At 47.3% G+C, this 18334-nt stretch carries 19 protein-coding genes; 15 read left to right on the top strand and 4 right to left on the bottom strand.

Annotated elements, in window-relative coordinates; all coding sequences use genetic code 11:
* On the top strand, positions 1–693 hold a 693-nt coding region (locus tag NTH01S_RS09480; RefSeq protein ID WP_218015980.1), incomplete at its 5' end, for a hypothetical protein.
* On the opposite strand, the gene NTH01S_RS12165 is transcribed toward NTH01S_RS09480, so the two are convergent.
* Positions 694–822: a hypothetical protein gene (locus tag NTH01S_RS12165; protein ID WP_267288029.1), complete on the bottom strand. Its 129-nt coding sequence runs from the start codon at positions 820–822 to the stop codon at positions 694–696.
* 37 nt (positions 823–859) lie between these two features.
* On the opposite strand from NTH01S_RS12165, the gene NTH01S_RS09485 reads away from it, so the two are divergent.
* The 10 genes from NTH01S_RS09485 to pgm all read left to right on the top strand — a co-directional run bounded on the left by NTH01S_RS09485 (position 860) and on the right by pgm (position 10003).
* Positions 860–1606 carry a hypothetical protein gene (locus NTH01S_RS09485; protein ID WP_157070937.1) on the top strand — a complete coding sequence of 249 codons (747 nt, stop codon included), beginning with the start codon at positions 860–862 and terminating at the stop codon, positions 1604–1606.
* 18 nt (positions 1607–1624) lie between these two features.
* Complete coding sequence (locus NTH01S_RS09490) at positions 1625–1837, top strand: hypothetical protein (RefSeq protein ID WP_068173016.1); 213 nt, start codon at positions 1625–1627, stop codon at positions 1835–1837.
* The gene (locus NTH01S_RS09495; RefSeq protein ID WP_068173026.1) at positions 1834–2877 is read left to right on the top strand and encodes a hypothetical protein; all 1044 of its coding nucleotides are present in this window, start codon (positions 1834–1836) and stop codon (positions 2875–2877) included. Before NTH01S_RS09490 ends, NTH01S_RS09495 begins: the two co-directional genes overlap by 4 nt.
* Positions 2877–3482: a phage baseplate assembly protein V gene (locus NTH01S_RS09500; RefSeq protein ID WP_068173029.1), complete on the top strand. Its 606-nt coding sequence runs from the start codon at positions 2877–2879 to the stop codon at positions 3480–3482. Before NTH01S_RS09495 ends, NTH01S_RS09500 begins: the two co-directional genes overlap by 1 nt.
* Positions 3479–3838, top strand: coding sequence for a hypothetical protein (locus NTH01S_RS09505; protein ID WP_068173032.1), 360 nt, complete (start codon positions 3479–3481; stop codon positions 3836–3838). Before NTH01S_RS09500 ends, NTH01S_RS09505 begins: the two co-directional genes overlap by 4 nt.
* A 28-nt stretch (positions 3839–3866) precedes the next feature.
* The gene (locus NTH01S_RS09510; RefSeq protein ID WP_068173036.1) at positions 3867–5000 is read left to right on the top strand and encodes a baseplate J/gp47 family protein; all 1134 of its coding nucleotides are present in this window, start codon (positions 3867–3869) and stop codon (positions 4998–5000) included.
* Between the two features lie 20 nt (positions 5001–5020).
* Positions 5021–6253 carry a hypothetical protein gene (locus tag NTH01S_RS09515; protein ID WP_068173039.1) on the top strand — a complete coding sequence of 411 codons (1233 nt, stop codon included), beginning with the start codon at positions 5021–5023 and terminating at the stop codon, positions 6251–6253.
* A gap of 3 nt (positions 6254–6256) precedes the next feature.
* Positions 6257–6940 carry a hypothetical protein gene (locus NTH01S_RS09520; RefSeq protein ID WP_068173042.1) on the top strand — a complete coding sequence of 228 codons (684 nt, stop codon included), beginning with the start codon at positions 6257–6259 and terminating at the stop codon, positions 6938–6940.
* 35 nt (positions 6941–6975) lie between these two features.
* Complete coding sequence (locus NTH01S_RS09525; protein WP_245642320.1) at positions 6976–8196, top strand: glycine-rich domain-containing protein; 1221 nt, start codon at positions 6976–6978, stop codon at positions 8194–8196.
* Between the two features lie 160 nt (positions 8197–8356).
* Positions 8357–10003 (top strand): phosphoglucomutase (alpha-D-glucose-1,6-bisphosphate-dependent), encoded by a 1647-nt coding sequence (gene pgm / locus NTH01S_RS09530; RefSeq protein ID WP_068173121.1) that lies wholly within the window; start codon positions 8357–8359, stop codon positions 10001–10003.
* Positions 10004–10045: 42 nt separating this feature from the next.
* Here pgm and NTH01S_RS09535 read toward each other — a convergent pair whose 3' ends face one another.
* Positions 10046–11110, bottom strand: a complete 1065-nt coding sequence (locus NTH01S_RS09535) for a threonine aldolase family protein (protein ID WP_068173048.1) — start codon at positions 11108–11110, stop codon at positions 10046–10048.
* An 86-nt stretch (positions 11111–11196) separates the two neighbouring features.
* On the opposite strand from NTH01S_RS09535, the gene folD reads away from it, so the two are divergent.
* The 3 genes from folD (at position 11197) to NTH01S_RS09550 (ending at position 14999) form a co-directional block, all read left to right on the top strand.
* A complete protein-coding gene (folD, locus tag NTH01S_RS09540) occupies positions 11197–12108 on the top strand; it encodes a bifunctional methylenetetrahydrofolate dehydrogenase/methenyltetrahydrofolate cyclohydrolase FolD (RefSeq protein ID WP_068173051.1) in 912 nt (303 codons plus the stop codon).
* A complete protein-coding gene (locus NTH01S_RS09545) occupies positions 12105–12845 on the top strand; it encodes a methylenetetrahydrofolate reductase (protein ID WP_068173054.1) in 741 nt (246 codons plus the stop codon). Before folD ends, NTH01S_RS09545 begins: the two co-directional genes overlap by 4 nt.
* 180 nt (positions 12846–13025) lie before the next feature.
* Positions 13026–14999 carry a M1 family metallopeptidase gene (locus tag NTH01S_RS09550; protein ID WP_068173124.1) on the top strand — a complete coding sequence of 658 codons (1974 nt, stop codon included), beginning with the start codon at positions 13026–13028 and terminating at the stop codon, positions 14997–14999.
* A gap of 17 nt (positions 15000–15016) precedes the next feature.
* Here the strand turns inward: NTH01S_RS09550 and NTH01S_RS09555 are convergent, their stop codons facing one another.
* Both NTH01S_RS09555 and NTH01S_RS09560 read right to left on the bottom strand, forming a co-directional pair.
* Positions 15017–15409: a flagellar biosynthesis regulator FlaF gene (locus NTH01S_RS09555; protein WP_068173072.1), complete on the bottom strand. Its 393-nt coding sequence runs from the start codon at positions 15407–15409 to the stop codon at positions 15017–15019.
* A gap of 72 nt (positions 15410–15481) precedes the next feature.
* Positions 15482–16996, bottom strand: coding sequence for a flagellin N-terminal helical domain-containing protein (locus tag NTH01S_RS09560; protein WP_068173127.1), 1515 nt, complete (start codon positions 16994–16996; stop codon positions 15482–15484).
* A gap of 257 nt (positions 16997–17253) precedes the next feature.
* Between NTH01S_RS09560 and NTH01S_RS09565 the strand changes: the two genes are divergently transcribed.
* Positions 17254–18327: an HlyD family secretion protein gene (locus NTH01S_RS09565; protein WP_068173075.1), complete on the top strand. Its 1074-nt coding sequence runs from the start codon at positions 17254–17256 to the stop codon at positions 18325–18327.
* The last annotated feature ends 7 nt before the right edge of the window (positions 18328–18334 follow it).

The following is an 18334-nucleotide window of genomic DNA, read 5'->3' on the forward strand; positions in this document are numbered from 1 at the left end:
TTGGACCGGCAAGCAGGCTATTTACGCTCATCGCATGTACCGAAGTTCGTGTCTTCACAGTCGATTTTTTATAATAATTCCGTTGCTCTTGGTGGCAAGGGCGGTGTGGGTGTATTGTCTCGTTCTGCGGTATTTCATGGTCAAAGAATGACATTAGGGCGGGGGTATCAGTCTGCTTCTGTTTGCAAACGGGGTATAGGTCATTTTTCTAAAGAGCGAATAATAAACTCTAAAGATAAAAAAGATTTTTGTTCTATAATCGTACCAAAATCTAGGACTATTCATCATTCTGTAAGAGAAAAATCACGTCATATTTTTGTTCATACCATTAATCAAAATGCTTCTCGTGCAGTAGGAAGCGTGATGGTTCAGGCGATGAGAAAAAAAACAGATTATAGGCATGCTTTCGTACCGTTTGGGTCGATTGTACAAAAGCAGAAAGATATTTTTGAGTCTGGTGGTGACCGATCAAAAAACGATTTAGCGGATCATGTTGTCAATCGTGCCAGGCGGGGGATGGAGGCGGTAGGTCATTTTGGTGAAAAGAGTTTTGCTTGTCGAGACGGGGCGCTTGCTCAGGTAGAGTCTCGTATATGGGGGGCTACGCAGCGTTTAGCGTTGCGGCGTCATTCAGGGGGAGTGGATGAAATATCGTCACCGCAATACCCGGGTTTGAGTGCTGGTTATTTGTAATTAACTATTGATATATTGAGAAGGTGTAATGGCATTAACTCTATCAAATATAGGAAATGCCATTGGAGCAATGGCAAAAATTGGTGCTTCTGCTCCGGTTATATTGGGAAATTTAGTTTTAACGGGCATAGAGGTTCCTGATCATTTGCGGGTGGGGGGCAGGCAGATGATGGTGATTCACCGTCTGCCCGGTGGCCAGCGTGTTATTGATACATTAGGGAATGATCCTGGGCGCCTTGAGCTGCGAGGTCGTTTTTTGGGAGCAAATGCCCAAGAGCGTGCTCAATCTATTGAGCGTATGAGGAATGATGGGCAGGCAATTGCGTTTTCTGCTGCAGGGCTATCACTATCTGTTTTAATCGCTGAATTTTCCTATTGTTATGAAGATAAGGGCGCTTTGTGCACTTATTCTTTGATATTGGAGGCGGTTAATGCGCCTTCAGCATCTCGAGAAGAGAGTGATGCTGAACTCTTTGGAGGGAATTTAGATAAGGCGGGGAGTGTTTTGTCTTCTGTTGTATCCGGGCCTGTACAAGACGCATTTAATCTGACGTCTCAGATGGAGACTGTGGCTGCGCAGATTATGCCGGTTGCTACGTTGATGGGGGCTGGTGGAGCTGTGGGGAGGGTCATGAATACTCTTGCGAAGATTCAGGCTGTTACCCAAGCAGGTGAAAATTGGGAGCAGTCTCCTCTGATTTTGAAGCGCATTGGGGAGCAATTGCGGGGTGCGGGAGGAGAATTGACGTCTCTTATTCATGAGGTTGGGGTGTCGTTAGATACGCAGTCTATTGATAGCACCGGTGCTCTTGGGCTGGCGAGTGTACATGCGGGTTTGGAAAGTGCTGGGGTGGATGTTGCTTCACAATTAAAAACAGCATCGTCTCGTATTGTTAATATGCGAGGGTCATAATAATTTTTGTGAGTTGATATGAAAAATATTTATATTGGTTCAGGTGATAATTCTCTTTTTCATTTATCATCTAAGTGTTGGGGAGACCCCCTATTTTGGTGGAAAATACTAGAGGCTAATCAACTCACAGATTATAGTTTCATTGATTTAGAACAGAATATAAAAATAAAAATTCCTGAAAAACCGGCGGTAGAGAGTGTGGGTCTTCCTTGGGGGGAGGATTTTTTATGATTCGTCAATTTGAATGTCGAATACTATGGAATGACAAATTAGATAAAAATCTTTTGATTTCAGAATTTGAAATTGATTCTAGTCGTTATGAATCATCAGATGTAGCTGTTGTATCGTGTATTTTGAAGGTAGGGCAGGGTACGGAGTGGTATCAAAGCCAGTGTGTGCACTCTCCATGGCTGACGTTGCAGATGAGAGATGTTAATGCGTCTGTAGTATGGAACACTGTTTTTGAGGGACGTGTTGATTGTATTCGTCGTGCACATGGGCAAAGTAAAATTGAGTTTGAATGTCGCGATGCTATGGCCGCACTGATTGATTTGCGGCTGCAGAATGAGTGGATTAATCATAATGGGAGTGATTTGCTTTATGCTGTGGCACAAAAAGCAAATCTAGAGATAGATATAGAATTTCCGAGTACTATATCTGATGGAATGTGTGGCCAATTTTGGCAAGTTGAGCATAAGAGAAATATCTTATTATCCCAACATCGTTTTCAAACGGCTGCCGATATTGTTTTTGATATTGCCCGAGATATGTCTTGCGATCTTTATGCTGCGGGGCAAAAAATTATGTGTAGACCGATACGTGCTGTACCGCAGAAAGATGATGAAATTTTTGATCTTCGTAACTGTCTGTATGAAGGCACGTTGTCATCTGACCTTGCCCTAAATAAAGGAATTACGGTGTGTTTTTCTTCGTGGGATTCAAGGCAAAGAATAGGAACTACGGTCTATTATGATGGTGTTTCTTTTTCAAAAAATGAAATAAACAATAATAAAATTTATAGTTTTCGAGTTCCTGGAAAGAGGCTCGAAGATCTAAAAAGATTAGCAAAATCAAAGTATAACCGTTTAATGTCTCATGCAGTGTCTTCAGAAATATCTGTGCCGGGAATGTTCGGGCTAGCCCCAAGAAAATTCGTAGCGTTGTTATGGGAGGGAAAAGTTTCATATTTTTCAGTAGATCGTGTTGTGTCTCATTTTTCTCATCAACATGGTTTTTTACAAAATGTTACGATTAAAAAACGGGTGGTGTAATGACGGATACGCGTCTTTTGGCCGCAGCGCAGGTTAATAGGGTGGCGCATGCTGTATTTGGTATTGTGTCGGCTGTAGACCCTAACAATCACGCAATTAAAGTAAGGGTTCAACCGGAAGATATTGAGACAGGTTGGATGCCTGATATATCCGGTGTGCAATCTGGGGATCTTAAAATTTCTTGTCCTTCGTCGCTGGGTACGCATGTTGTTCTGGTGCCCGTGGAAGGTGACGCAGAGCAGTTTATTGCCGTGGGTACGTTATTTGATTCAGTGGTTATGCCTCCGCGCGTGCCTGGAGAGGGGCGCGTCATTTATCCGGGGGAGTGGCTTATTCAGGCGGGTGGCGGTGGAGCGGGACAGTCGTTGTCTCAGAACACTGGAGGGTGGATTTTAGTCTCGGCACGTGAGCTGAAGATGGGATTGGGGGGGGCTGGTATTGTTATAAAAGATAAAGAAATTGTCCTGTCTGTTGGTGGGACGATTTTGTCTTTGACGGATAGTGGTCTTGTAGTACGGGGCGGTGACATTTGCACTGATAATATAAGCCTAAATGAGCATATTCATTTGGTAGGAAGTCAGAAAAGTACAGGGCCAGTCTCATGATTTCTTTTGGTCATGTCTATGGTGATGACCTTAGTGTTTTAGCGGGAAATGTTTCTTTTGTTTCAAGGGAAGAGGCTACAAAACAACGAATACTCCGTAGAATTCTAACGAATTCTGGAGGGTACATATGGCACCCTGATTATGGTGCAGGGCTACCTCAAATGGTTGGTAGTGTTGTCGACGAAGAATTAATATCGGCATCTATTCGTCACAGTTTATTGTCAGATGTAGGTGTAGATTCATCTCGCCCCATTGAGGTGAATATAGTTCAGAGCTCTGGTGGTGGGGTGCTGTGTTGGGTTGAGTATTTTGATGAATCCAATGGAAAATTACAGTCATTAAAAGCGGAATTTTGAAATAAAATCCGTGTCAAAGGAGAGTTGAATGTCTTTTTCTTTGCGCTCATTTTCCACGATGGTTTCATCATCGTTGACGACGGTGCAGGCTTCGTGTGCTCAAATTATAGATGTCTCAGTTGGCTCTCCGACACGCGCTTTAGTGGAGGCTGTTGGGGGGATTGGGCTGTGGCTGCAATATACTGTGGTACAAGCCTTGCAACGCACACGTTTGGCGACTTCCACGGGGGAGGATTGCGATAGTTTTGTGGCTGATTTTGGCATGAGCCGTTTGCCTGGTGTTGCCGCAACGGGTGTTGTGACGTTGATGTCGTTTACGCCGGATGCTCAGTCTGCTGTGATTTTGCCAAGTGTTATTGTGCGTACCGTTTCAGGCTTATCATTTGGTGTGGTGAAGGATGAAGCGCACCCTGCTTGGTCAAATACGATTGGTGGTTACGTTCGCGTGCGCGGTCAGGACAGTATTGATGTCCCTGTCATGTGTCAGCGTTGTGGGAGCATGGGTAATGTTGATGTAGGGGCAATTTCTCTTATGGGAACGGCGGTTGCAGGCATTGATACTGTGACTAATGCAGCGGCTTTTTTAAATGGCTTTGATGCTGAAAGTGACGCGCAGTTACGCACTCGTTTTCCCCTTTGGTTGGCTGCACAAGCAACGGCCAGTAAGAGCTCTATCGCGAATGCGGTCTCAGGGGTGCAAAATGGATTATCGTATACTTTCGAGGAAGGATGTGCTGCTGACGGTACAGGGCGTTCGGGGTATTTTACAGCTATTATTAATGACGGAAGTGGGGTGCCGTCGACACAATTAGTCCAAGATATTTATGACGCTATTGACGCCGTTCGGGCGCTAGGGGTTGGTTTCTCGGTTCGTGGCCCAATCGTTTTGCCGGTGTCTGTTTCGATGACTGTTGGGGTTTCTGTAGCTGGACAGGGTGTACAAGAGGCAATTGTAGACGCGATTAAGAAGGATATTGTTAATTCTCCGATTGGTGGGGGGTATTCATATAGTCGTTTATCTTACTTGGCGTATGTTTCTGCGGGCGCAAAAGTAAAATCAGTATCAAATATATTATTGAATGGAAGTAATAACGACATTAATCCGATCGACGCACAGTCATTTTCAGTAGATAGAATAGATATTAATGTAGTTAATGAATAAATTTTATTTTCAAGGTAATTATGGCGAATTTTAATTCTTATCCACGGATCTCCTCATTAACTGGTGATGAGGTTTTGGTTCTGGCCGATAAAACAGGCACCATGACCGTTACAGCAACGGCGGGGCAGTTGGCGGGTGTGCCGACTGACGTGCAAGCAAGTGGTGCATTTTATCAAGATGAAGGTGCGTTGGTTAATCGCTTTGCTGACCGACTTCTTGTGGGAAATGCAACAAAAAATCCGGCATTGAGTGATCGTGCTAAGTCATCTGGTTATGATTGGCTGTCGGAAACTATGGCGGGAACCTCTATAGGGCCGTGGGCTCTCCAGGGGGCGCAATTTGCATCGGTTGCGCAATTCGGTAGTAGCGCGATTGTTGCAGGGTCACGGACGTCTGATGCAAAAAATGCTCCTGATATATTGGGATTTCAGCCGAGTTCGATTGGGGTTTCATCGTGGGCTGTCTCCGATGATACGTCAAATCCAACCACGACTACGGCTTATGCTTTTTATGGCGAGGGTTGGAGATTGGAAGGCGTAAATTACCAGCCAACATTTTGTATGGAACTGGAAGGGGTTAATTTTGGCGGCGCTATTATTGGAGAAACCACCCCGTATTCTATTAATGTAGGGGGGGGGGTGTATGGTATTCAATTGGGGGTTGGAGGGGGGCAGGTATCTGGGACATCTGATGCGGCGGCGGGCGTAACATTCGTTGCTAATCCGAATAGGTGGCAGTCTGGTATTGTGTTTGGCGCTACGGCTTTGGTTGGCACTGATGGTGAAGATTCAGGGTATGCTTCTGCCGTGTCATTGGCTCGTAATCAGGGAATAGAGTGGCATACGCCAGTGTCCGAGGGAAGGCCTGGCGGTGTTGGTGCTTTTGTACGCTCAACGGTCTCGGAGCGTGCGAATGGAGTGCGACAAGAGTTTGTTGATAATGGTGTTTATTTTGGAAACATTGCTGGAAATTCAGTATTTTCGATAAAATCGACGCAAAACCCGAATAACACTCTGCAAGTTCAATCTGGAGATGGGGAGCAGGCTGCTGGTATTTATGTTCAAGAAGGAGCGCAGGGGTCAGCTAATTTAGGCTTATATCCTGCGGCTGGAGGTGAGCTACAAATTACGTCTCCGATCAGTAATGTGAGTGGAGTTATTCCAACGCAAGCGGGGGGAGGCTTTCTTCATTTTAATGTCAATGGAACGGACTATCGCATTCCTTTGCTGACGGTTGAGCAGGTGGGGGGGTGACTTGTGGGTATATTGCGAGATCAAAATAACGCGGCATTACGAAGTACGGACGGTAAAGCTCTTTTTGATAACCAACCGTCTCTGGGGTCTATAGATGATTTTTCCCGTCGTTTGCGGCAGCTTTTACCAACGGGTTGGTTTCCTGACGCACCAAATGATGGAGAAGCAGAAAATGCTCCGGTTTTAGTTTCTTTTTTAAAGGGATTTGGCTGCATTCTTGCGGGTATATGGGAGCAAATTCAAACACTCTATCTGTGTTCGCGCTTACAAACGGCCTCAGGCTTTTTTGTAGATATGATGTCGGAAGATTATTTCGGACGCGGTGGGCTGCCGAGGCATATTCAAGAACATGATGCAGATTATCGACAAAGAATTAGACAGAATATGCTTGCAGACCGGAATACGCGTTTAGCGGTATCGTCTGCGTTATTGGTGGCGACGGGGCAAGAGCCGACGATTATTGAGCCTATGAATGCGGCAGATTGTCATGCGCTGGGGAGTAGTGCGCAGCCAGGGTGTGGCGGTGGTTATGGGTATGGCACTTCAGGTTTGCGTTATGGTGGGCAAAGTGGACAGTTTTTTATTGAAACATCTTTAGGTCATTCTGATGGGGTGGAGAGTATTTGTCGCTCTTTACAGTCGGTCGTTGCGTTGGGTGTTGTTGGCTGGGTGAAGGTAAGAATATAATGGATCGTGCTATTGTTTATCCAGGGTCTGTACCTATGGATACGGATCTTTTGCGTGTTGGGCGTTACAGTAAGGCGGCTGTAGGCATTGCTGCGGATATGGTGTTTGGGCCGGGAGTTACTGCGGCTACTGGTTTGTCATGCACACCGTCACCTGATGGGTTGTCTCTTACAATTGGGGTGGGTGCGATTAGCGCGTCAGGCGTTATGGATGCAACTCATTGTGGCGGTGTAGGGGCAGGATTACCCTCGGATTTGTCTCCTGTGACGGTCCAATATGTAAATGCTTCTGATGTGATTGTTCCCGTATCGAATACGGGCGCTAATTTTACAGTTTATGCAGTTTGTTCTGAGCAGGATGTTGACGCTACTGTATTGCCTTTTTATAGCGTCAATAACCCATCACAAACTCAAGCTGGACCGAATAATACGGGTCAAGCCCTACCTACGCGGCGTGTGGCAAGCATGTCTTTTGTTGTTGCAACGTCATCGCCTCAAGCCCCCGTAGGGGGTATTGTTATTGCGCTTTATACCCTCAATGTTCCGAGTGGAGTTCAAAATCTTAGTGGCTTACATGCTATTCCTTTGGATGTATTCTGGCCGACTATTCCCCAGATGGCGACGCGTGCACTTCTAGAAAATGTGACGCAATCAACTCAATTTTTACTTGAGAATACAGCATTGCAAGTGCCGCAATGGGCAACGAGTGTGGAACTGCGTGTGATTGGTGGTGGTGGTGGTGGTGCTTCATCGACCACAGTAAACGTGAATGGCTCGCTCTCCGGTAGTGGAGGGGGGGCAGGGGGAGATGCTTGGGGGGGGTATAGTGTGGATCCCACGAATGGCGCTCCTTTGGTTGTAACGATTGGTCACGGTGGTGGTAGTGGTCAAACGGGTGGTACGACTTTGATAACTTATCAGGGGCGTGTGTTATTGCAGGCCAATGGTGGCCAGGGAGGTTCTTTTTATTCTCCAACGGGCTCTGCGGGGGGGGATGGTGGTAGTTCCTCCGGAGGAACTATTTGGAATCAAACAGGGAGCACGGGTGCAGATGGCCAATGCGGGGCTTTAGTGTTCGCCGGGCATGGCGGTGCGGGGCCTTGGGGCGGTGCGGGTCGTAGTGGTAGTCAAGGTGGACGTTCTGCAACGCATTATGGAGCCGGAGGGGGTGGTGCATATTCCGTTTCTACGGAAGGTTTGCCGTCTTTGGGGGGGGCTGGCTATCAAGGGTGTGTACTTTATCGTTTTCTGCCATGATATTTGAATGGTTTGAAAATATTTTTTGAAATACTTGTGCACAAGGGCGATATGAGGTCGCTCTTGCTAGACACTGCGCCATGATCAGGCCATGCTTGTAGGGTAGTAGACGCATATTAAAGTTTCATTTTCTGCGGATCTAGCAAGGATGTCTGAACTCATGGCTGCTATTAGCCCTCTTGCGGGTAAACCGCTTGACGTTTCTCGTTTGACGAATATCCCGGCTCTTATCGAAGCATATTATCAGTTAAAGCCCGATGTTTCTGTAGCCACGCAACGTGTTACTTTTGGGACGTCGGGGCATCGTGGTACAGCGTTACAGAGCAGCTTTAACGAAAACCATATTCTTGCGATTTGCGAGGCAATTTGTCGTTATCGTAAGGCGGAAGGCATTGATGGTCCTCTTTTTTTGGGGATTGATACCCATGCCCTTTCGGAGCCAGCTCAAAGGAGTGCTATTGAGGTCTTTGCTGCACATGGTATTGATTTACGCATTGATGCGGAGAGTGGATATACACCAACCCCTGTTATTTCTCATGCCATTCTAACATACAACCGTGGACGTGTTTCGGGTCTGGCGGATGGTGTTGTGGTAACGCCATCCCATAACCCTCCAGAAGATGGTGGTTTCAAGTATAATCCACCCCATGGTGGCCCTGCGGATACGGCTGTTACGCGTGCTATTCAAGAAATGGCCAATAGTTTCTTGGTTGATGGTTTGAGTGATGTTCGTCGTTTGCCGTATGAGGATGCAAAGCATGCTGCATGCGTTCAAGGGTATGATTTCGTTACGCCGTATGTAAATGACTTGGCTTCTGTTATCGACATGGACGCGATTCGTGATGCCCAAATTAAAATAGGTATTGACCCATTGGGGGGGGCTGCGGTCCGGTATTGGCCCCGTATTGTTGAACATTATGGGCTGAATGCGGAGATTGTTAGCGATACCGTAGACATGACGTTCAGCTTTATGACGGCAGATTGGGATGGCAAAATTCGTATGGATTGCTCGTCCCCCTACGCAATGGCGCGTTTGATTGAACTGACAGATCGTTTTGATGTTGCTTTTGCAAATGATACCGATGCTGATCGCCACGGGATAGTTGCGGCGCCTGATGGTTTGATGAATCCCAACCACTATCTTGCTGTTGCGGTATCCTATTTGTATCGTAATCGCCCTGAGTGGAAAGCTGATTTGGGGGTTGGTAAGACGCTGGTAAGCAGTGGCCTCATTGATCGTGTGGTGGCCGAAATGGGGCGTAAGCTTGTCGAGGTACCGGTTGGTCTGAAGTGGTTTGTCCCAGGGTTGATGGATGGTTCTCTTGGTTTTGGTGGGGAGGAAAGTGCTGGGGCAACTTTCCTGCGCCGAGATGGAACCGTGTGGACCACGGATAAAGATGGTTTAGTCCTAGACTTATTGGCGGCTGAGATTACAGCCCGGACGGGTAAGAACCCGAGTGTGCTCTATCATGAGTTAACATCTCGTTTGGGTACGCCTTTTTATGCGCGTATTGATGCTCCGGCAAATCCGGAGCAGAAGGCAAAGCTTTCTCAACTGTCACCGGAGCAATTCCCTCTAGATGTTTTGGCAGGGGATGCTGTAACAGCAAAGCTGACGCGAGCACCGGGTAATGATGCAGCTATAGGTGGCTTAAAAGTGACGACAGCTCACGGTTGGTTTGCTGCGCGTCCTTCCGGGACAGAGAATGTATATAAAATTTATGCTGAGAGCTTTAAAAGCGCGGAGCATTTGAAGGCTATTCAGGATGAAGCGCAGGCCGCTATTGCGCAAATTTTTGCGGCATAGTGATATGGGGAGGCGTTTTCTAAAAGCCTCCCCAATTTTTTGTCATATAGTGATGTGAGATAAAAAAGCGTCCACATCTTCTGCGCGGGTGTCAAAACTTGTGACAAGTCGGATGATGGTCCCGGTTATATGTGGGGGTGTTGTCCAGCGATAAAAACCAAAGCCGGCTTTTTCGAGTGTGTCGATGATGGTCTCAGGCAAAGCTGCGAAAATCTCGTTGCTTTCCGTTGGGTAAGGTAAAGTGATATCGGGATGTTGCGCCAAACCAATACTGAGACGTTGTGCCATATCATTGGCGTGTGTTGCATTGTGTAACCAAAGGTCATTTTCTAGCAGTGCCAGTAGTTGGACACTAAGATAACGATGTTTGGACCATAAGTGGCCGCTACGTTTGATGCGGCGTTTAAAGTCTTGGACGTAAGGACGTGTTCGTTCATTCAGGAAGAATACTACGGCTTCCGCCGCCATGGCGCCGTTTTTAGTTCCTCCAAAAGTAAGGACATCAATACCAGCTTTCCATGTGGTGTCTGCTGGTGCACAACCCAACGAGGCAATAGCATTACCTAAACGGGCGCCATCGAGATGAACGCTTAATCCTTCCGCGTGGGCTGCATCACTCAATGCGGCGAGGTGGGATGGTTGATATACGATTCCCCACTCATTAGTCTGTGTTAAGGAAAGGGCGTGGATTGGGGGAGCAAGAAGACCTGCGGCTTTTTTTTCATGGATAATGTTTTGTAGGGCGTCAACCTGCATGATGCCGTTAGGTGATGGGATGGTGACGATTTTTGCACCATGCATAAAAAATTCAGGCGCGCCCCCTTCATCATTTTGGATATGTGCAACTTGATCACAAACGACAGATCCAAAGGGAGACACTAAAGCGGAGAGGGCGAGGCTGTTACTGGCAGTGCCGGTAACAATGGGGAAAACGGCCACTTCTGTTTCAAAAACGTCTCCAAACCGCGTGTTTAATAGGTCGGTATGTGCATCATTGCCATAGGCTGATGCGCTGCCGTTATTGGCCTCCATAAGCGCCTGCATGACTTCGGGGCATACCCGAACGACGTTGTCACTGGAGAAGTTCTTGCGTATGTCCTCAGGCACGGAAACATCCTTGATATCGCGACCGAAAGTGTGGTCGGGGTTTTTATCGTACCTATCCTTAGTCTTTTTGTCATCCGGAGCCCCCTATGAGCACCCATCCTTCAGCGCAGGCAGGTCAACTCATTGACGGTAAAGCCATTGCGCGCGCGCTTACCGAACAAATTGGTCACGATGTTGCGTCTTTCATTGAACAGGGAAACCCCCTGCCGGGTTTGGCGGTGGTTTTGGTAGGCAATGACCCTGCCTCTGAAGTGTATGTGAAGAATAAAGCCATTCAGACACATCGTGCGGGCATGCGTTCTTTTATGCACATGTTGCCGGAGAGTACGTCTCAAGATGAATTATTGGATTTGATAGATCAGTTAAATGCTAATCCACGTATTCACGGCATTTTGGTTCAATTGCCATTGCCTCAGCAAATTGACCCTGTGGTTGTGACTAATGCTATTGCACCTCATAAAGATGTTGATGGTCTCGGGGAAGTGAATGCTGGCCGTTTGGCATTGGGTATGGAGGGTATTGTGCCGTGTACCCCGTTGGGCTGCTTGATGTTGTTAAAATCTGTGCATAAAGATTTAACGGGTAAACATGCGGTTGTGATTGGCGCTTCAAATCTTGTGGGCAAACCGATGGCGCAGTTATTATTGCGAGAGAACTGCACGGTTTCGGTTGGTCATATCCATACGCAAGATGTGCGTTCTTTAGCGCGTGAAGGGGATCTTTTAGTCGTTGCTACGGGTAAGCATGGTCTCGTACGAGGAGATTGGATAAAGCCGGGCGCGACAGTCATTGACGTGGGGATCACGCGCGTTCCTACGGATGAAGGGCGAACGCGTTTGGTTGGAGATGTTGCTTTTGACGAGGCGCGTCATATTGCGGGTCATATTACCCCTGTGCCGGGTGGCGTGGGGCCGATGACAATTGCATGTTTGTTGCACAATACACTGCAAGCAGCACGCGCTACTCAGGCGTTATCACGGGCTGGTGAGGCATCATGACACGCGTCTCTTTAGAGCTGGTACCGCGCACCCTTGACGCTTTGATGGCAGACGTGTCGTTATCACGAGACGTGTTTCCGCAGTTGGGTCTTCTGAATATCCCAGATTTGCTGCGCTTTGATGTGCGTAGTTATCGAGCGGCTGAAGCCGTAGTGGCACAGACAGGGGTGGAAAGTATCCCTCATATCAGGGCGATTGATGTGGACCCTGATGCCCCTTTGCCGGGTACGCAGAGTGCGGAATTGAAAGCGGTACTCGTGGTGGCAGGTGATCCCGCCCCGGAAGGGTACAAAACATATTCTCAGAGTTCTGTGGATATTATTGAGCGTTATCGTCGTGAAGCGCCGCATTTGGATGTGTACGCCGTGTTTGATCCGTACCGTCGTGCGCCGTGGCAAGAACTGGAAGACGTGAAACGTAAGAAAGATGCGGGCGCCAAAGGCTTTTTTACGCAGCCTTTATTCGATGTGAATATGCTGCGCCTGTGCATGGACTGGATGCGTGATGAGACAGTTTTTTGGGGTATTTCACCTGTCCTGGGTGAGAAATCTCGGGCGTATTGGACACGCGTAAACCATATTGTATTTCCGCATGATTATGACACCTCTTTGGAAGGCAACATTCAGCTTGCTCGGAAGATGTTAGAGCTTATCCGTATAGCTGGAGATAATGCTTATCTTATGCCGTTACGGGTAGATTTGGGGGTATATCTTCGAGGTTTAGAGGGCCTAATATAAACGTATCATAGGGTGTTATTATAAATAAATCGTAATAATATACTCGTGCGGGTTTGTGTGATAAATTTTACATCAGACTCGCCCTTTTTGAGGGTATTTGTAACGAGAAAAGAAAAGATTACCTTGAGTATGCAAGATTATTTTATACGGACCTTTTCCCTTCTGACACAACATACTCGTATGTTAGGCGGCACGGCTTTGTGTGCTGTAGGTATATTGAATGCCACATCTGTCGGGGCAAAAACTCTTGCGGATCCTCAGGCAATTTTTGCGCCTTTTACTCTGCCAGATGCGCCGAATATGTATCGTTCTGGGAGCGGGGTGCCGGGGCCGCATTATTGGCAAAACCGTGTTGATTACAGCATCAAAGCCCGCCTTGATGCTGGTGAACATCGTTTGAGCGGTAATGAAGTTATTACATATACAAATAACAGTCCTGATACGTTGGATGTTGTGTGGCTGCAAATTGAACAAAATCGATATAGAGCTGATTCTCGCTCTAATATAGCCGGTGTTCTTCCTTCGGAAACAACTCAAGGTATGGTGCTAGAGGGGGTCTCTGAAATGATTGGCGGTGTGGAGAAGGCACAGCCATATCGGGTTTCAGATACACGATTGCAGGTGAAACTCTCCCAAGCGATAGCGCCTCACCAAAAGGTGAGCTTCCGTATTCAATGGCATTATACCATCCCTGGAACTTGGGGCGGGCGAACGGCCGTTTCAAAGGTGCAGGACGGTGATATTTTTGAAATGGCACAGTGGTATCCGCGCTTGAGTGTTTATGATGATCGGCGTGGGTGGAATACGTTACCGTATTTGGAGCAAGAGTTTTTTCTAGAGTATGGAAATTTTGATTATTCTGTAACGGTGCCGTGGAATTTTACAGTTGTTGGGTCGGGAGCCTTGTTGAATCCTGATGAGGTCTTGACCAAGACAGAGCGCACACGCTTAGCGCAGGCCTCTCGCAGTGAAAAACGTGTTTTAATTCGAGATTTGCACGATGTGACAAACCCGTTAAGTCACCGGCAATCTGGCGGAGAAGTGACGTGGCATTTTGCAATGCAGAATACACGCGATGTTTCTTTCGCTGCGTCTCCTGCCTTTTTGTGGGATGCAGAGCGGATTGATTTGCCTTCTGTCTCCCCATGGTCCGGCTCGGCAAAGCAGCCGAGGCTAGCGATGTCTGTCTATCCGCGCGAGGGAATATCTGCGCACGGTTGGGACCGTTCAACGGATTATGTGAAACACGCTATCGAATACTTCTCGTCACAATGGTTTGTGTATCCTTGGCCAAATGCCATTAATGTTGGCGGGTATGGCGCTGGGATGGAATATCCAGGCATTGTTTTTGACGGGATGCACGAGCGTGATCCTGAGTTGTTTTGGATTACAACTCATGAGATCGGGCATGATTGGTTCCCTATGCTTGTAGGTTCGGATGAACGACGCAATGCCTTTATGGACGAAGGATTTAATACGTTCATTGATGCTTATGCATCGGAACATTTTAATCACGGAGAATTTGCGCCTAAGCAGGATGCTGAGTTTTCACCACAAACGGGTAATCCTGCGCGCGATATAGTGCCGATACTGCAAGATGTGCATGCACCATCTTTGATGATGGCGGCTGACGATATTTCCGAAAAGTATCGACATTCTGTAAGCTACTTCAAGGGAGCGTATGGTTTAAAGTTACTACGGGAGCAGATTTTAGGGCCAGAACGTTTTGATGCGGCATTTCGGCGTTATATTGCTGAGTGGGCCTATCGTCATCCATCACCGTCAGATTTTTTTCGGATTATGGACAGTGAAGCCGGAGAAGATTTAGGTTGGTTTTGGCGCGGTTGGTATTTTACAAATGCAGCACCGGATTATGCTGTAAAATCATTACAAATGCAGAAAAATGGTCACGTACACGTTGAAGTGGTGAATTATGGCTCATTACCGTTGCCAGTCCATCTACGCTTAAAATACGTAGATGGCACAAGCAGTGATCGCCTTCTTCCGACTGAGATGTGGCGCCAAGACAGTGCTGTTTTGTTGACGCTACCGGCAGATAAAGAAGTGGTCGAGGCTACTTTGGACCCGGATGTAGTGATTCCAGATATTGATCGTAGTGATAATACGTTCGTGGTGCCCTCCGTGCGCCCGTAACATAAAGCCGCTCTTCATTAGCTTGTCATGGTTAATCGCCCTGTGGGTTGATGAAGAACGGCGTTTTGCTGTGCGTGTGATAGTCCAGCAATCATATCATTGTTAATATCAATGAGTGGCGCCAAACTGAGGGGGCGCATCATGGCTTCGTTTGAGTGCCGCAGAGACCATGTGCTTAAAGTCAGTAAATCTTTTTGTAGAATGGGTTCTAGAGGGCAGTCTGTTCGTTGGAGACTATGCAAAAAAATGCTCCATAATTTCTGATTTTGGTGCAAGGCATCATGGCGCTCTTGTGCGGTTTTCGCTTGTGTCATGAGAGCATTGATATGACGGAAAGCCATGGCTTCGATTTCTCTGGAAGAAAGATATTGACCAGACTGCGTCTGATATTGTGACGCCGCGTAATTCACGCCACGTTTCTCCTTAAAGTTGGGGAAAAATCATCGGCACCCGAGAAAGGTACCGATGATGATATTGAGGCATTAGCCGCGGAATAGGCTCATAATCTGCGAAGATTGTGAGTTGGCGATTGATAAAGATTGTACGGCAAGTTGCTGTTTTGTTTGTAAAGAGGTGAGCTTCGCGCTCTCAGCTGCCATATCGGCATCTGTTAGTGCGCCAACGCCAGATGTCAAAGAATCAGATAGCGAGGAGGTGGAAGATTGGAGTTGGGTGACAGAATTGGTTGCAACACCTATTTTAGACGAAATGCGCTCGATGCTTGACAGTGCAGCGCCAACAGCGAGCTGCACGACAGTGGTGCCGCTGGTTTGTGAGGTGGTTGTATTTGAGGTGACAGATCCGGGATTTCCGCCTTGCCCTGCAGAATAGGTGCCCATTTTTACGTTATTGTTTGTGGTATCGAGATTGCCGCCTGCCATTGTGATGGAGCCGTCATTGTTGGTTTGGGCTCCAAAGCCAGCATTGTTGATGGCAGTCACCAGTGTGGCTTCGGCCGCGTTGTTTTGTTGGGTGGCCGAACCCGCGCTGCTAGCTTTACTGATATCAATATCAACAATTTTACTCATAGCTCTGACGTTACCATTAGAGTCAACATCACCGCCCTTGGAGATGGTGTAAGTCATATTACCAGAGGCGTCGGCCTGTGTTTGGATGTTATCGCCGTTGGTAAGTTTGTAGGAGGTCGTCCCGTCAGAATTCGTCGTTGTGGAAGCAATTGCACTTTTACTGTGACTGTCGTTAACGCTAAGCTTTCCGTTGCTTATGCTGACAGTGAAGCCGCTTCCAGAGGTGAGAGCATCGTTGATCATGCTTGAAACGGTTGAGGACGCTCCAGAAGAATCTCCAGGTTTGTTGTCGAGTATAAAAGAGGTAGTGATAGCCGGATTTCCTGCTGCGCCAGTGTTGTTCGTTTGTGCTTGGTTCTGTACTTGTAAAACACTGGCGCTAGTGCCTGATCCGGAAAGGGTGCCGGGATTGTTGATTACAGTGCCGCTCATGGAGGTGCTGAGCCCTTGCAACCCAAGCCCTGCGGATGTGGCATTAAAACCGCTCTGCGTGAAAAGGTTTCCATTGATGTCTTGAGCAGCAGAAATGGTGTTATAATTAACACCATTTCCGGTGGAGCCAGAAAGAAGATTTACGCCTTGGAATGTTGCAGTATTGGCGGCTGAATCAATGGAGCTCAATGTTGATTTGATGGCGCTATTTAATTTTGTTTGATCCATGCCGTTATTGGCTGCTTGTGTAATGGTACTTGATAAAGTGGACAGATTGCTTGTGATTGAAATTGTGGCTTGGTTTGTTGTGTTTAAAACCTGACCAGCGAACTGTAATCCTGTTGAAACGCCGCTTAGTCCGGAAATTTGAGCATTCATGCCCTGAGATATGGCGTAAACGGCAGGGTCATCCGATGCATTGTTCACTTTTTTGCCTGTTGAGATAGCATTTTGTGTTGTGCTGAGATCATCGGAGGTTTGATTAAGTGACTTAAGTGCTGCCATTGCTGCGTTATTAGTATTAATGGACATAGACATAATGGTGGAATCCTTCAGTGCATGATGGTCTGTTTGAAGGATAGGCAAAGGGATCTTAATAAATTCTGAATGACTTAATTTATGCGTGATTTGAGCATCCTTTATATGCGTCAGAAGGAAACCCGGTAGTTTTTTGAGCTTGCTGCATGGGGTATGATGTGTCAAGAATGACCGAACTGATCGGTCATTTTAGGGTGCGTGCCATCCTATTGGCCGTCACAAAAATTTGTCAGCTCGCTGGAGTGTAAAGAGACTACATGGCGCAGGATGATCAGCCGTCAGGCTCGGCACCAAAAAAGTCTAATCCGGTTCGGCGGATTATTCTTATTCTTCTGGTAGTTCTCACTTTGGTGGGAATTGGTGTTTACGTGTTTATGACGCGAAACCAGTATAAAACAGATGATGCCTATACTGAAGGGCGTAAAATTTCTATTGCAGCCCATGTGAATGGTTACGTTACTCGGCTTTTGGTGAATGATAACCAGTTTGTTCACCGTGGTGATGTGCTCTTTATAGTTGACAACCGAGATTACGCAGCATCTTTGCAGAAAGCCCAAGCGGCCGTAGAGCAGGCGAATGCCAATATAGACGCATATCGCTTGCAGGTTGCTGTAGCGCAGAAAAACTTCCCGGGTCAGCTGCTGACAGCTAAGGGCAACCTTGCTGCTGCGCAAGCGCAGCTTGTAAAAGCGGAAGCAGATTTTCGGCGTCAGCATTCTGTAGCACGGGCGGCAACGTCGCAGCAGGACATTGATACTGCACGTGCTGCATTAGAAGAGGCCCATGCACGCGTTTTGCAGGCAGAAGGGCAAATGACGCAAGCAGAGCCGGTAGCTGCTAATTTGAGCAATGCTTCAGCACGTGTCACGCAAGAGCAGGCGGCTTTGGCTTCTGCGCAGGCACAACTTAAACAAGCCGAATTGGATATGGAGTGGACAGAGGTTCGCGCTCCTCAAGATGGCTGGATTGCAGAGCGTAGTATTGAGCAGGGAAACTTTGTTCAAACTGGGCAGAAGCTTTTCTCTCTTGTGCTTCCTGAAGTATGGGTCGTCGCTAATTTCAAGGAAACACAAATTACGCGTATGCGGATTGGGCAAAAAGTCGATATGGATGTTGACGCTTACCCAGACCTAAAGCTGCACGGGCATATCGATTCTCTTCAGTTGGGTACAGGTGAGACATTCAGTACTTTCCCGCCTGAAAATGCGACGGGTAATTTTGTAAAAACGGTTCAGCGTATTCCGGTAAAAATTGTGATTGATAGTGGTTTAGATCCGCATCTGCCATTGGCGCTCGGCCTGTCCGTAGCACCAACCGTTTACGTGAAGTGAGCTGTGT

It is taken from the genome of Neokomagataea thailandica NBRC 106555 (assembly GCF_001598495.1).
Lineage (GTDB): Bacteria > Pseudomonadota > Alphaproteobacteria > Acetobacterales > Acetobacteraceae > Gluconobacter > Gluconobacter thailandicus_A.